The 15,035-nt window shown below is 39.0% G+C and carries 15 protein-coding genes and 1 pseudogene; 15 read left to right on the top strand and 1 reads right to left on the bottom strand.

The features are described 5' to 3' along the window. Positions 1–60: 60 nt before the first annotated feature. The 14 genes and pseudogenes from CX664_RS22145 (at position 61) to CX664_RS22080 (ending at position 13,800) form a co-directional block, all read left to right on the top strand. Complete coding sequence (locus CX664_RS22145; RefSeq protein ID WP_146000221.1) at positions 61–351, top strand: hypothetical protein; 291 nt, start codon at positions 61–63, stop codon at positions 349–351. A 359-nt stretch (positions 352–710) separates the two neighbouring features. Next, positions 711–2,209: pseudogene (locus tag CX664_RS22140) on the top strand (mannose-1-phosphate guanylyltransferase/mannose-6-phosphate isomerase). 516 nt (positions 2,210–2,725) lie between these two features. Next, complete coding sequence (locus tag CX664_RS22135; protein WP_219622265.1) at positions 2,726–3,715, top strand: 2Fe-2S iron-sulfur cluster-binding protein; 990 nt, start codon at positions 2,726–2,728, stop codon at positions 3,713–3,715. 18 nt (positions 3,716–3,733) lie between these two features. Beyond that, positions 3,734–4,507 (top strand): glucose-1-phosphate cytidylyltransferase, encoded by a 774-nt coding sequence (gene rfbF, locus CX664_RS22130; RefSeq protein ID WP_101748825.1) that lies wholly within the window; start codon positions 3,734–3,736, stop codon positions 4,505–4,507. Positions 4,508–4,513: 6 nt separating this feature from the next. After that, positions 4,514–5,593: a CDP-glucose 4,6-dehydratase gene (gene rfbG, locus CX664_RS22125; RefSeq protein ID WP_101748824.1), complete on the top strand. Its 1,080-nt coding sequence runs from the start codon at positions 4,514–4,516 to the stop codon at positions 5,591–5,593. 24 nt (positions 5,594–5,617) lie between these two features. Next, the gene (gene rfbH / locus CX664_RS22120; RefSeq protein WP_101748823.1) at positions 5,618–6,931 is read left to right on the top strand and encodes a lipopolysaccharide biosynthesis protein RfbH; all 1,314 of its coding nucleotides are present in this window, start codon (positions 5,618–5,620) and stop codon (positions 6,929–6,931) included. A 45-nt stretch (positions 6,932–6,976) separates the two neighbouring features. After that, positions 6,977–7,513 carry a dTDP-4-dehydrorhamnose 3,5-epimerase family protein gene (locus tag CX664_RS22115; protein WP_101748822.1) on the top strand — a complete coding sequence of 179 codons (537 nt, stop codon included), beginning with the start codon at positions 6,977–6,979 and terminating at the stop codon, positions 7,511–7,513. Beyond that, complete coding sequence (locus tag CX664_RS22110) at positions 7,513–8,403, top strand: NAD-dependent epimerase/dehydratase family protein (RefSeq protein ID WP_101748821.1); 891 nt, start codon at positions 7,513–7,515, stop codon at positions 8,401–8,403. Before CX664_RS22115 ends, CX664_RS22110 begins: the two co-directional genes overlap by 1 nt. Before the next feature lie 38 nt (positions 8,404–8,441). Then, on the top strand, positions 8,442–9,776 hold the full coding sequence (locus tag CX664_RS22105) for an oligosaccharide flippase family protein (protein ID WP_101748820.1): 1,335 nt from the start codon (positions 8,442–8,444) through the stop codon (positions 9,774–9,776). 1 nt (position 9,777) lies between these two features. Continuing rightward, positions 9,778–10,911 carry a glycosyltransferase gene (locus CX664_RS22100; protein WP_146000220.1) on the top strand — a complete coding sequence of 378 codons (1,134 nt, stop codon included), beginning with the start codon at positions 9,778–9,780 and terminating at the stop codon, positions 10,909–10,911. Positions 10,912–11,041: 130 nt separating this feature from the next. Beyond that, on the top strand, positions 11,042–11,818 hold the full coding sequence (locus tag CX664_RS22095; RefSeq protein ID WP_219622264.1) for a glycosyltransferase family 2 protein: 777 nt from the start codon (positions 11,042–11,044) through the stop codon (positions 11,816–11,818). Beyond that, on the top strand, positions 11,808–12,062 hold the full coding sequence (locus CX664_RS22090; protein WP_101748818.1) for an acyltransferase family protein: 255 nt from the start codon (positions 11,808–11,810) through the stop codon (positions 12,060–12,062). Before CX664_RS22095 ends, CX664_RS22090 begins: the two co-directional genes overlap by 11 nt. Before the next feature lie 72 nt (positions 12,063–12,134). Next, positions 12,135–12,779 (top strand): hypothetical protein, encoded by a 645-nt coding sequence (locus CX664_RS22085; RefSeq protein WP_101748817.1) that lies wholly within the window; start codon positions 12,135–12,137, stop codon positions 12,777–12,779. Then, positions 12,772–13,800: a glycosyltransferase family 4 protein gene (locus tag CX664_RS22080; protein WP_101748816.1), complete on the top strand. Its 1,029-nt coding sequence runs from the start codon at positions 12,772–12,774 to the stop codon at positions 13,798–13,800. Before CX664_RS22085 ends, CX664_RS22080 begins: the two co-directional genes overlap by 8 nt. Positions 13,801–14,099: 299 nt before the next feature. Here CX664_RS22080 and CX664_RS25910 read toward each other — a convergent pair whose 3' ends face one another. Beyond that, positions 14,100–14,348 carry a hypothetical protein gene (locus tag CX664_RS25910; RefSeq protein ID WP_146000219.1) on the bottom strand — a complete coding sequence of 83 codons (249 nt, stop codon included), beginning with the start codon at positions 14,346–14,348 and terminating at the stop codon, positions 14,100–14,102. Positions 14,349–14,452: 104 nt separating this feature from the next. On the opposite strand from CX664_RS25910, the gene CX664_RS22075 reads away from it, so the two are divergent. Next, a complete protein-coding gene (locus tag CX664_RS22075) occupies positions 14,453–14,926 on the top strand; it encodes a hypothetical protein (RefSeq protein ID WP_101748815.1) in 474 nt (157 codons plus the stop codon). Positions 14,927–15,035: the final 109 nt, after the last annotated feature.

Here is a 15,035-nt window from a genome sequence, read left to right as displayed (position 1 = left end):
ATTTTAGTCGATAAATTGTGCGGGTGAGTTTTTATTGCCTCCTCTGTATGCTATGTGGCGGTGGAGCTCCAGGATTCATCGGGAATTGCTGGCGGAAAACTGATCAATAACGACCACTCAGTGATCACGGTCAGTGAAAACCTTGACTTGATTTCCGGTAATAGCTATCCAGATAATCCATCTGAACAGTTAATGAGCACCAAGTTTCAAAAACTTCTGGACTGGGGATCCAGTCATTATGACGACGTATTGATCAGTGTTCCGTCGATTCTTAATGTGACTGATGGGGTAGTGGTTGGCAGCCGGTGCGCAACCGGTTTGTGGTTATTCAGGCGGGGCAGACCTCTGTAAAAGATATTGAGGTTGCTAATCGACGCCTGCAGCAGGCTAGAGTAGCCATTAATGGTACCATTTTTGTTAAAGAGCAGGGTTGATGGTGGTAGGGAAAAATCATGAAAGCCCCCGAAGTCAGTGGGCTCAATGGCTATAAGGATATTCCCTTATAGAGCAAAATATACATCCAGTGTCTTATACAAAAAAGATTTGGATGTTCTTGAGATGAATGCATTTGATTTAATGAATAGGCTATCTGTCATTGATGACGCACGTTAACATTCCCTGTGTCTGAAGTTCTCAAAGGGTGCGGGTTTTCATGATTTTTACCTGGAACAAAATTCCAACCCTTACCCCACAACTCAAAACTAACAACCATGAACTTAATACCCGTGATAATGTCCGGCGGCTCTGGCAGTCGTCTTTGGCCTCAGTCCCGCTTCTTATACCTAAGCAGTTCCTGCCGCTGCTCAATGAGCAAACTATGTTGCAAAACACTGTATCCCGTTTGGATGGCCTGAATTCGGTTACCGCTCCGCTGGTGATTGCCAATGAAGAGCACCGCTTCCTGGTGGCGGAACAGTTCCGGCAGATGGGGCGGCAAGCTTTGGCCATAATTCTCGAGCCGATTGGCAGAAATACTGCACCAGCGGTTGCACTGGCGGCTTTAAAAGCTTTGAACCACAAAGGGCTGTTGAATGTGCCCGACAACACAGGCACTTCCATCATACCTGGCAGTCGCACAGAGCACGGAGAAGAACCTTTTTTGTTGGTGCTGGCAGCAGATCATGTGATGAAGGATGTTGCTGCTTTTCATCAGGCTGTTCAAGCGGCATTACCAGCAGCTCGTGATGGCAAGCTGGTCACTTTTGGGATTGTGCCCACTCATCCTGAAACCGGGTACGGCTACATAAAAGCTTTGAACCACAAAGGGCATGAAGAGCACAAAGAAAAGACTTCTTTTTTATTTGTACAGGATTTTGTAGAGAAGCCTGATTTAGGAACGGCTCAGGGTTATCTTGTTTCAGGGGACTATTATTGGAACTCTGGTGTGTTTCTGTTTAAGGCCTCACGGTATCTGGAAGAGTTGAACAAATTCCGGCCTGATATTCTGGAAGCCTGTGAAAAGGCCATTGCCGTAGAGAATGCCGATCTTGATTTCGTTCGTCTGGATGAAGCAGCGTTTACCGCCTGCCCGGATGAATCTATCGATTATGCGGTGATGGAAAAAACCACCGATGCGGTGGTGGTGCCTCTCGATGCCGGCTGGTCCGATGTGGGTTCTTGGACCTCATTGGCAGATATCTGTGAAAAGGATGAGTCCGGTAACTCGGTCCAGGGTGACGTTCTGTTGCAGGATACCCGTAATACTTACGTACGCAGTGAGAAGAAACTAATTGCCACGGTGGGTGTTGATGATCTGGTCATCACCGAAAGCGATGATGCCATTCTGGTGGCTCATAAAGATCGGGTGCAGGATGTAAAAAAAATTGTTGACCGGCTGAAGGCACAAAACCGCACCGAGGTAAAACTGCACCGCAAAGTCTATCGTCCCTGGGGTGCTTATGACTCCATCGATATGGGCGAACGATTTCAGGTTAAGCGGATTACCGTTAAGCCAGGAGCAAAGCTCTCCTTGCAGATTCATTACCATCGTGCAGAGCACTGGATTGTGGTGAAGGGTACGGCACTGATCACCAATGGTGATCAGGAGATTTTGCTGACCGAAAACCAGTCCACCTATATTCCCATAGGTGTGATGCATCGGCTGGAAAACCCTGGCAAATTTAACCTTGAACTGATTGAGGTACAGAGCGGTGGGTATCTGGGTGAGGATGATATTGTCCGGTTTGAGGATACGTACGGGAGGGCTTAAGTCAGCAATGGGTCGGTTAGCAGAAAATATTTTCCCTTCAAAAGTATCACGGCAGAGTGAATGCCGCTCACCACTGCCCATTGCTGAACCAAACACTGTCTCAGAAAATATTCAGGCTTGGGTATCAGGGAAAACTCATGAAGAAGCGTGAATTTGCTGGTGTTGAGCGTTACAGTGGATACTACGTATAGGCGAAATTTATATGACTATTGTCATATAAATTTCGCCGGATGTGTCAACGAAATGAATGCTTTAAATTTGATGGAAAGCCTTTCAATAATTTACGATCCACGACAAGTTGGAATGGATGAGCTGAGTCGAGTGAAACACCATGACCCAGAGACGGGATGAAATTTGGCAAGTGGCCAGTAAATCAGTCACAATTTGAGAATTGCGGTAGCATAACAACCACATTGTGCTGGTTTGAAATATCCGCACCCCCGCTGAGCACAACCACTACTCATTGTGGCTGCTCCCTGCAATACATCAAACTTCATATGGTCAGGCTTTAGAATAGTGGCGACTGTTAAGATTATTCCTTCAAATTTATCCTTTCCCACATCAAATGAAGAAACACTTCTGGATAGCGCGCTACAAGCAGGTGTGACATTAAATTACAGCTGTAAATCCGGCGTGTGTGGCGTTTGCAAAGCCAAAGTGATCAGTGGTGAGGTTACTTCAGAGGGAGGAAATATTTCGCTATCTTCCGATGAAAAAGTCCAGGGCATTGTCTTGACTTGCTGTAGCCGTGCTCTCACTGACTGCACACTGGAAGCGGATTATTTACCTGAACTTGCTCGCCTATCACGTAAAATCGTCCCGGCAAAAGTGTCCTCTGTCTATTACCCCAAGGAAGATGTGGCGGTCATTCACTTCCGACTACCACCCAACATCACTTTTGAATATCTGCCAGGACAATACGTTGATTTGAATTATGGCGGCGTAATTCGCAGCTATTCCATTGCCAACAATAACGCTCAGGATGGTATTGAGCTGCATATTCGCAGGGTTATAGGAGGGGAAATAAGTGAAAAAATCTTCCCATCTTTATCAGAAAACACCCTGATGAGAATAGACGGGCCGCTGGGCACCTTTTTTGTTCGTAAGAGTGATCGGCCAATTATTTTCCTCGCTGGCGGCACCGGATTTGCCCCAGTGAAAGCGATGGTAGAACAAATGCTTGCTGAGGAGGATAACAGGGCTGCCCATATTTATTGGGGCGGTCATACACAGCAGAGCTTTTACTCGCAGTTGCCTGAGCTTTGGTCAAAAGAACACAGTCATATCCATTATATTCCTGTTGTCTCGGGAGATGATTCGCATTGGACAGGGCGGACAGGCCTAGTGCATCAAGCCGTGATGGAAGATCACGCAGACTTGTCTCAATACGATGTATACGCTTGCGGCACACCACTGATGATAGAAGCCGCACAACAAGATTTTACCGCGAGTGGCTTACCGGAAGATCGTTTCTTTGCTGATGCTTTTGTGGAGTCAGCACACTAAAACAGGGAATAGCAACGTATGAAAGCTGTCATTCTGGCCGGTGGATTGGGAACTCGTTTAAGTGAGGAAACTGCCTTACGACCAAAGCCCATGGTGGAAATTGGTGGTCGCCCTATTCTGTGGCACATTATGAAAATGTACTCTAGCCATGGCATCAACGATTTTATCATTTGCTGTGGCTATAAGGGTTACGTCATCAAAGAGTATTTTGCCAACTACTTCCTGCATATGTCTGATGTTACTTTCTGTATGCACAACAACCAGATGGAAGTACATCACAAACGTGCCGAACCCTGGACGGTAACTTTGGTTGATACTGGCGATGAGTCTATGACCGGTGGTCGTTTAAAAAGGGTCAGACAGTACATAGAGCACGATGATGCCTTTTGTTTTACCTATGGTGATGGTGTCGGTGATATTGACATTCTGGCGTCAATTGCCTTTCACCAGCAACACGGTAAGCTGGCTACATTAACGGCGACGTATCCTCCGGGGCGTTTTGGTGCACTGGATATTCAGGGCGATGCAGTAAAAAGCTTTAAGGAGAAACCTAAAGGCGACGGTGCCATGATAAATGGTGGCTTCTTTGTGCTATCCCCGGCAGTGATCGATTTGATTGAAAGTGACGCCACCATTTGGGAACAGGAGCCGCTGATGGCCTTGGCTGAACAAGACCAGCTCATGGCATTTCGCCATGAAGGTTTTTGGCAACCTATGGATACCCTGCGCGACAAGCATTTGCTGGAAGAGTTGTGGCAAAGTGGCAAAGCTCCGTGGAAACGTTGGGAGTAAAGGACGATGAAAGCCGATATTAGTCCTCCGTTCTGGCAGGGTAAACGGGTCTTTGTGACAGGTCATACCGGTTTTAAAGGCAGCTGGCTTTGCTTATGGCTGGAACAACTCGGTGCTATCGTGCAAGGTTATGCACTCGATTCTCCCACTGACGTTTCGTTGTTTGAACAGGCTCACGTTGCTACCGGTATGCAGTCACAAATCAGTGACATCCGTGATAGTGAGGCGTTGGCAAGCAGCATGATCCGGTTTCAGCCGGAGATCGTCATTCACATGGCTGCACAACCATTAGTACGACTCTCATACGCTGAGCCTGTTGAGACTTACTCAACCAACGTAATGGGCACGGTTCACCTGTTGGAGGCGGTGCGCAAAAGTAAAAGCGTACGAGCCGTGGTTAACGTCACCAGCGATAAATGCTACGACAACAAGGAATGGGTTTGGGGTTATCGGGAAGACGAGCCGATGGGAGGTTACGACCCTTATTCTAATAGTAAGGGATGTGCAGAGCTCGTCGCTTCAGCTTATCGAAACTCCTACTTTAATAATGCCAGGTATGCTGAGCACGGAGTTGCTCTTGCGTCTTGCAGAGCCGGAAACGTGATTGGTGGCGGAGATTGGGCAGTTGATCGTCTGATTCCTGATATACTTCGTGCATTCGAAAAAAATACCCCCGTTGTCGTTCGCAATCCACACGCTATTCGTCCTTGGCAGCATGTGTTAGAGCCACTGTCAGGATATTTGCTTATTGCGGAAAAATTATTCCACCATGGGCCTTCCTATGCAGAAGGTTGGAACTTTGGGCCAAACGATTGTGATGCCAGGCCGGTTGATTACATCGCTGACAAACTGGTCAAGCTGTGGGGTGAGGATGCCTGTTGGCAATTGGATGGTGCGGATCACCCTCATGAAGCTGGCTATCTCAAGCTGGACTGCTCCAAAGCAAGGCAACGTCTGAATTGGGAACCTCGCTGGGATTTGGATAAAACCCTTAAGCGCATAGTTAAGTGGCATAAAGCATGGTTGAACCACGATGACATGCGCCAATACACCATAAATGAAATTAATGACTATATGAAAGCTTGATCAGTTAACAAGCTAGGATAAACAATGACTCAGGAAACACTGCGTAACGATATCGTAGCCCTTGTGGGCCAATATGCCGATGATGCTTTTGCGGACAAACCGTTTGTTCCGGGCGAGACAGTCATACCACCCTCTGGCAAAGTGATTGGTGCGCCAGAAATCAAGGCAATGGTGGAGGCCTCCCTTGATGGCTGGTTAACCACGGGCCGATTTAATGCTGAGTTTGAAAAGCGACTGGCAGGCTACATCGGCGTGCCGCACTTACTGACTACCACATCGGGCTCTTCAGCCAATCTGCTGGCAATGACAGCACTGACCTCACCGAAATTGGGTGAACGGGCGCTCAAGCCAGGTGATGAAGTAGTTACTGTAGCGGCAGGCTTCCCGACCACAGTGAACCCGACTGTACAAAACGGCCTGGTACCTGTGTTTGTTGACGTTGATATTCCAACATACAACATCGACCCGGCATTAATTGAGGCTGCGGTATCAGAAAAAACCCGGGCGATCATGATTGCCCATACTTTGGGCAACCCCTTTGACTTGTCTGAAGTACGTCGCATTGCTGACCAGTATAACCTTTGGCTTATTGAAGATTGCTGTGATGCCCTGGGCAGTACATATAATGGCCAGAAGGTGGGTACGTTTGGTGATTTGGCGACGGTAAGCTTCTACCCAGCGCACCACATTACCATGGGTGAGGGTGGTGCGGTGTTCACCAAATCCCGAGAACTTATCCGAATTGTAGAGTCTTTTCGGGATTGGGGGCGTGACTGTTATTGCCAGCCAGGCTGTGACAACACATGTGGCAAACGCTTTGAACAACAGCTCGGTACTTTGCCCTTTGGCTACGACCACAAATACACATACTCCCACATGGGCTATAACCTGAAGATTACTGATATGCAAGCCGCCTGCGGCCTGGCGCAGATGGATCGGGTTGAGTGGTTAGTACAAAAGCGTAAAGATAATTTTGCGTATTTAAAGGACGGCTTAAAGGCCTGCGAAGAGTTTCTGGAGTTGCCAGAAGCAACCCCGAATTCAGAGCCTTCCTGGTTTGGATTTCCAATTACCATTAAAGAGACAGCGGGGGTTAAGCGGGTTGATCTGCTCAAGTTTCTCGATGAGCATAAAATTGGTACACGACTGCTGTTTGCCGGTAACCTGATTCGTCAACCGTATTTTCAGAACGTCAACTACCGGGTTGTGGGTGAGCTGACTAATACTGACCGTATTATGAATAACACATTCTGGCTTGGCGTATACCCGGGGCTTACTGAAGAGCATTTGGATTACGTGATTGGCAAGCTGGAAGAGTTTTTTGGGCTGAATTTTTAATGATTAAATAGGCTCTATTTTTAGAGCCTTTTTTGAGAATGCCTAATGAAAATTGAAGAGCTTAGTATTGAAGGCTGCTATTTGATTACACCACGGATCATTAATGATGATCGTGGTTGTTTTGTTAAGACTTTAAATAAAGATATTTTTCTTGAACATGGCTTATGTAGTAATTTTGAAGAAGAATATTTTTCATTATCGAATCGGAATGTCCTTAGAGGAATGCATTTTCAAAAGCCACCATCAGCACATGCTAAATTGATTTATTGCATGGAAGGTGAAGTGCTAGATGCATTTGTTGATATCCGAAAGGGTTCACCTACATACCAAAAACATCAAAAATTAAAATTGGACTCAACATATCGTCGTATTTTGTACCTTCCTCCAGGAATAGCGCACGGATTTTATACGTTGACTAGCTCTGCAATCATGATTTATAAAACATCAACTTGTTATGATCCGGTTAATGATGATGGTATTTTATGGAATAGTTGTGGCATTGACTGGATGATTGATAGTCCACTGCTGTCAGCTCGAGATGAAAGCTTTTTGCCAATGAATTCCTATAAGAGTCCCTTTTAATGAATATTTTAATTACAGGCGCTACAGGATATATTGGTTCAAATCTAGCAAAAGCATTATTTGAAAGTGGCCATAAAATTAGTTTGTTGGTGCGACCAAGTTCTGATTTATCAGAATTTTCTACAGGAATACAAAAATTTTCTATTCACATATATGATGGATGTTATAGTTCAATATCAAAAGCATTGACTCAAGATGGCATCAATCTTGTGATACATTGCGCATCTTTGTTTTTGTCCAGCCACAGAGAAGAGGATGTAGAAAGATTAATTGACAGTAATATCAAATTTCCATCAATGCTTTTAGAGTCTATGGTTCAACATGGAGTGTATAAATTTATAAATACAGGGACTGCATGGCAGCATTATAATGACGAAAGCTACAACCCTGTTAACCTCTATGCGGCAACTAAACAAGCCTTTGATGATATTGTGAGATATTACCTTGAGGTAAATTCTATTGCATGCATTACCTTGAAGCTTTTTGATACTTATGGTCCAAATGATGGTAGAGGTAAATTGATAGGTTTTCTTATTAAGAAAATAAAAGAAGGAGGGCATATAGATATTTCTCCTGGAGAACAAGAAATTTCATTGGTGCATATCGATGATGTGGTTAGTGCCTATAAACTAGCAATCAAGGAATTAGTTGGGATTAAAAAAGGAAGCTCAAGAGAATATGGTATTTGCTCAGCGGATACATATAAATTAAGAGCTTTGATTAAAACTATTATTAAAGAATATAACTCTGACATCCCATTGCATGTGAATTTTGGTGGCTTTAACTATCGTGATAGAGAAGTGATGACACTTTGGCAATCCTATAAGAAAATACCTGATTGGGTAGAAAAGAATAATGTTGTTGATTTTATTCTGAAAGAACTCCAATGAGACAGCTTATATTTAATAATCAAAGATTTGTACCATAGATGCATATACAATTGTTGAGAAATCATAGTTTATTTCGAAATGAATACGTTAAACAGTTAGCTGGGTCATTAATTTTTAAGATGCTGATGGTTTTAGCATCATTTTTACTGATGCCGTTAATGTTAAAGTATCTTGGTGATGAACGTTATGGCATTTGGCTTACTATGTATAGCGTCGTATCTTGGGCGTTGTTCTTTGACTGCGGCATTGGTAATGGGGTTCGTAATAAGCTTAGTGAATATTTAGAGCATAATAGGTATAATGAGGCAATTAAGAGTATCAGCTCGGCTTATGTATCTATCGCAATTATATCTTTGCTTATTTATATATTGGTTATTATTGCAGGACAATTCATAGACTGGAATGTAATATTCAATACGGAAAAAATATCAGCCAGAGAGATACAAAATTCTTTTTTGACTATATTTGGTTTGTTTTTAGTAAATTTTGTATTATCGATCATTGATCAATTATTTCATGCGACAAAAAAAACTGAAAAAACAGTTTTGAGATCGTTTTTTAGTAATTTGTTTTCGTTAATAACTGTATATATCGCTAATGTATTTTTCGATCCGAGCTTAACCTATTTGGCCATAGCATATGGATCGTCACTGGTTTTATCAAGCTTATTACTTACTATTTCCTTCTATTCGAAGTTTCCAAATTTAATACCAAGCATAAAGTATTTTGATAGAGACCGGATTTCTGAAATTATAAACCTTGGTGGACAATTTTTTATTATTCAAATTGCTGTTTTGGTGATTTTTACAACAGACAAAATTATTATTGCTCAGGTTGTTTCTCCCGCAGCAGTTGTTCCCTACGAGATTACCATTAAGCTATTTAGTTTAGTTTTGGTTTTTAATAATCTTTTCTTGAACCCTTTGTGGTCCGCATATACTAGAGCGTTTGCGAGACAGGATATTTATTTTATTAAAAGCACTTTAAAGAAAACACATGTAATATTTGTTGTGCTATCCATGATATCTCTATTGATCTATCTACTATCACACACGATTATTGATATATGGATGGGAGGTCGAGTCATGGTTCAAGAAAGTCTCGTATTAATTGTGTGTGTCTTCATTATTGTTAGATTATGGTGTGATATCTATGCCTATTTTTTAAATGGAATTTCAAAAATAAAGGTGCAGATGTATTTGGCAGTTATTCAAGCAACGATAAATTTGCCTATTTCAATATGTTTAGGGAGAAAATTTGGAGTGGAAGGAGTACTTTTAGGTAGTTTAATTTCTCTATCTTTATCAGCGTTAGTTCTACCACTCTACTCACACTTTTTAATCAAAAATTTTACAGTGCGGAGCTGTGTTTGATTTGAAAAAATACCTTGTATGTAGGATAGCTCCATCAGAAGCAGGTGGAGTTGCTCGGTTAATGAAAAAATTAGCAAAAGATGCTGAGCGAAATGGTATTGAGCTTGTTACCGGCTACCAGCAAAAGAGCATCAAAAATTACATCAGAAATAGAGAATACTTTAAAGTTCTAACAGAAATAATTCAGCGATTTTTGGGTGATCTTGTTTTTAACTTTAGAGTAAGCAGAATAAGTGGAGTAGAAGTTTTTTGTATACATCCTCAGACACTAGGATTTAGTAGGTTTATCGAATTAATTAGCAGAAACAAAAAAACCTATTTTTATGTTATGGACAATAGTTTTTTTTGTATGATGTCATATAACTATGATCCTAAAATGAAAATGGAGTGTCTTCGATGTATTAATAACCCAATAAATGCATATGAACAGTGCTATCCATTTATTGTAAATTGCTCTAGGTCAGATTACATTGATTTTCAAAATAGCTTGCGTAGGTTTTCAAGTAAGGTACATTTTCTTGCCCAGAATCAACTTCAAAAAGAATTATTAATTAAAGTTTTCGGTAGTAACATTGTATGTGATATAGTTGGGCTCGACACTGGAGAAGTAGATAGTAAAACCTTTCACAAAAAAAGATTACCACCTATTTATGATTTTGTCTTCCATGGTGCTGGCCATTTAGCTAAAGGCGTTGAATATTTTGTTGAGTTGGCTGAGTTATTACCTAAACACACTTTTTTCATTCCGCTAAGTCAGGTAGATTGTGAAAAAGTTATCGGTCGCATAATTTGTGCAAAAAATATTATTTATCAACAATGCTCCTGGGAAACAGGTTTAAAGGATGCTGTCCTTCAAGCAAGAATCACTATCAACCCTAGTTTATGGTCTGCACCTATAGAAGGTGCATTATTGAAATCAATTGCCTATGGGCATCATGTTGCAACAGTTGAAACAGAATTTGGTTATGAAAAGGAAGTAGCCAATGATTTTAATTTAATAAGATTGCCATTAGATAAAAAAAAAGCAGCAGCTATTTTGACTAAAAAAATAAAGGATTGTGAGCAAAAAAAAGATTATATTCCAATGAGAAATGAAGTGGATAAGAGCATTATTAATTTTTTTAGCAATTGTTAGATGAGTGTTTGTTTATTCATACTCATAGTTGAATAATTATTTTCCACAAGTTTTTGCTGAAAGCTATGATTTTAATTCAGAATTCTTTTGATAGAAACTCAGTTTTTTCAAATTACAGGTTTGTTTTGCAGTGATCAATGTTGTTAGACCTACTGTTTCAGTTATCACAGCAGTATTTAATGGTGAATCTCACATTGAAGAAACCATTCTTAGTGTTATCAATCAAACATATAGAAATATTGAATACATTATAATTGATGGTGGATCGACTGATGGGACGGTTGAAATAATAAAAAAATATGAAAAGAAAATTAAATACTGGATCAGTGAAAAGGATAAAGGTATATCTGATGCCTTTAACAAAGGAATTCTGCAGTCAACAGGTGATTATATAAATTTTCAAGGTGATGGTGATGGTTTTTGTAGCAATGACTCTATTGCTGAAGTTATGAATGGAGTAGATTGCCAAAAGGATATGCTTGTTTCTGCAAGAATAAAAAGAATAGATGAAAGAGGATGCATAATTTATCTTTCTCAAAGAATGAGTAAATTTAAAAAGACAAGTTTGCTATTTAGAATGTCAATGCCACATCAAGGATTATTCACTCATAGATCATTGTTTGAAAAATATGGGCGATTTGATGTAGAAAACACTTTTTGTATGGATTACGAGCACTTGCTTCGTGCCTATAAAAGCTTTCCCAGGGTGATTCTGAAAGACGTTGTAGTCGCAAAGTGGAGATCTGATGGTATTGGAAATAATAGAGAATTAGAGGTTTTAAAAGAATATAATAAGATAAAGGTCAAAAATAAGATTGCAAATCCATTAGTTTTGCAAATTATTAATAATTGGATTTTATTAAAATATGGAATCAAGAAAGCTTTAGGTTTTTTACATGCCAAGTGAAAATAGAGTAGTATGGATTGACTTGCTTAAGTTTTTTGGTTTGCTTTTTGTCATACTCGGCCACATCAATAGCCCAGCTTCACAATTTATTTATTCATGGCATATGCCCTTATTTTTCTTTATTTCTGGTTTTTTTGTGCGGAATCCATCTTCTTTTGGTGATGTGATTAAGTTTATAAAAAATGACTTTAATAGGCTAATGGTGCCTTATTTCTTTTTTTCTGTTGTTGGTCTTTTTGCTTAAGTTGTTAAAAGAAAGATCTTAGGGCGGGATTCAGTTGATATATTTCAGTCGCTTATTGGTATTTTTTACAAGATGAATATTGATGGTCTTTCAGATAATTACGGTTTTATCTTGTGGTTTTTAAGCGCTTTATTTTTTGCAAAGTTATTCTTGTATTTTAATTTATTAATTACTAAGAATAATTCATTGTCTGCTTTGGTTTTATCAATACTTTTGTTTTTTTCAAGCTTTTACTTTATTTCACCATTCTCATTGAATATTGCTTGCAATGCATTGTTTTGGCTTTCTCTAGGTTGCTTGTTTTCCAGACTAGAACATAGTATTGATTTTTGTAATTTGGTTTTGTTAGCAAGTTTATTGTTCCTTGTTGCTATTTTTTCTCTTTCTAGGAGAATTCCTAGTTTAGATATGGCAAGAAATTATTATGAAAACCAATCGTTAAATGTGATTTGGGCTTTGGGTATAATTGCCTTTCTGGTATCAGGTTCAAAACTATTGTCGGGCTATTTTGATTTTAAATTCTTGAAAAAAATTTCAAAATATTTTTTGTTGATTTTTATTTTTCACCCCTATTGTAATAATGTCGCTTACCTTATTGTGACGAAGTATTTTTATGGGCAATGGTTCTATACTTTTTTCTTTAGTTTGTTATTTATTGGCTTGCTAGTTTTTGTTAGGTCTAGGTTTGGTGATTCTGGAATCTTAAAATATGTATGATTTGCTGATTATTACTCATCTTCCAGCCTTCTACAAAGTTAATTTGTATAATAAAATTTCTGAGAATAATCGGATTTTTGTAATTTTTGTGTCAGATGGATCATTGCAGAGAACTAAGGATTTTGTGAGCTCTGAATTCACCTTTGATCATCACTTTTTGAGTTCTGGTAGTTTTGAATCAAGACCTAAAATTAAAAGCTTATTAAATCTTATAAAAGTTTTAAGTCAAATAAAATATAACAAGGTAATCGTAAGTGGTTGGGATTTGTTTGAGTTTTGGTTTGCCGTTTTTATTAGTAGGAAAAAAAATAACATTTTGGCACTGGAGTCAACTGTATATGAAAGTACCATTTTAGGAATAAAAGGAGTTATTAAAAAATTCTTTTTGTCAAGAATATCAACAATTCTTGCTTCAGGCAGTATGCATCGTGAACTTGCAAAAAAATTGGGATTTAGCGGTGAAGTAAGAATAACTAAAGGGGTTGGGCTAATTAATAAAAATATAGCTAATTCTGTCTTTACCCCTACTGAACGCTCTTCGAAGAGATTTCTCTTTCTTGGTAGGTTGTCGCCAGAAAAAAATCTTTTTAGCTTGATTGAAGTTATTAGCCAGTTTCCTGAGTGTAATCTTATGATTGTTGGTAAAGGCCCACTTAAAAGTGAGTTGCTATCAATATGTCAAGATAACATTGGGCTACAAGACCATGTTACTAATGATAAGATTAGTGATTTGTTTATAGATTATGATTTTCTAATCCTTCCAAGTATCAGTGAGACTTGGGGGTTAGTGGTTGAAGAAGCATTACATTTCAATGTTCCAGTTATTATTTCTAGCCACTGTGGAGCTGTTGACCTTATTGAACATGGTATTAATGGTTATATTGTTGATCCTGATGTTGATAGTTTGAAGTCCCTGATTTATTCAATTACTACTGGAAAAAAACTCCTTCGCTCAGCTGACTTGTCAACTTACATTCATGATAAAGATGTTGATCAAATTAATTGTTATAACAACCTTTAATAAATATCATGTTGAAGCTTTTTCCCTTTACTTCGCGAGCTAGTTTATTTGATGCGGTTCTTGTTTTTTTGGCTATATTGCTTTCAAAATCACTGTATTTCGAATTTTTTTTAATAATACTATTCTAATACCATTTTTTATTTGTTCTTTCGCTCTGATAATAATTAGTAACAAGATAAATGTACGGTTGTTGTTGTTTTTTTAATTTTTATTTTTGTTGTCTTAATTAATGATGAAATTAGAATGCCCTCATTTTTATCATTGATAATGAGGTTGTGGATAGCAATGTTTCTTGTTTCTTATTTGAGCTTTGAAAAGTTTGCAAAAATATTTACTGATCTTGTGTTGGTTGTTGGTGTTGTTTCTCTTTTAACATTTCCAATTATTTTTTTTGACATGGATTCTCCACTTCCAGATTTTGTTGCAACTGATGGGAGATAATTAAGAAATTTTATATTTTTTGGAGTTTCTGAAAACTTTATTGAGTATAAAATATACAGGAATAGTGGTTTATGGTGGGAACCCGGTGCTTTCCAAATCTTTGTCATGTTAGGTTTTTTTCTTTTCAATAATTAATAAGGAGGTTAGCAAGTCGAAATATTTTCTTTTTTTGGTTGTTGTCTTCAGTAACCAGTCAACAGCCGGGGTTTTCTTGTTTTTCATTTTGTCCTTTTATCTTATTTTTCAAAAAGCTAGCTTGCTTCAAATAAATATTCTGCTGTTGTTATTTGTGTTTGCCTCTGTATTTATTCTTGTTCCAGAAATAGATGATAAATTCAATGGAGATGGATTTCATTCGGCTAGTTCTCTAATAAGTGATGTTTTAATTAGCTTTGAACTTTTGATGGATAATTTATGGTTTGGATATGGTTATGGAAATCAGATTGAAGTAGCAATCCCTTTTGGTGAAAAATTATTGGGCTATGATAACTACCATTCTTCGTCTAGACCAACGGGTTCTGATGGGCTGACCATGTTTATCTTCCAAGTGGGTATTTTTGGAGTTCTACTTATACTCCCTTTTCTCTTTCCTTCTTATATAAAGAAATACCATTTTTTAACCAGGGTGTATTTTTCTGTTTTTGTTATTCAATACGCAAAATTTTGTTTTCTTTCTCATATTTGAGATTCTATTTGTTTATGGGGCTAAAGATTTTCTTTCAAATAGGAAGCCTTATCATATTGTAAGAAGCTCAAAAAACCCCCTGTGTCAGCATAGTTGTCGCCTCTCCTGA

This window comes from Endozoicomonas acroporae, assembly GCF_002864045.1.
In the GTDB taxonomy this organism is placed as follows: domain Bacteria; phylum Pseudomonadota; class Gammaproteobacteria; order Pseudomonadales; family Endozoicomonadaceae; genus Endozoicomonas; species Endozoicomonas acroporae.
The sequence above is the reverse complement of the archived record's forward strand: the minus strand, read 5'-3'. Positions and strand labels throughout refer to the sequence as shown.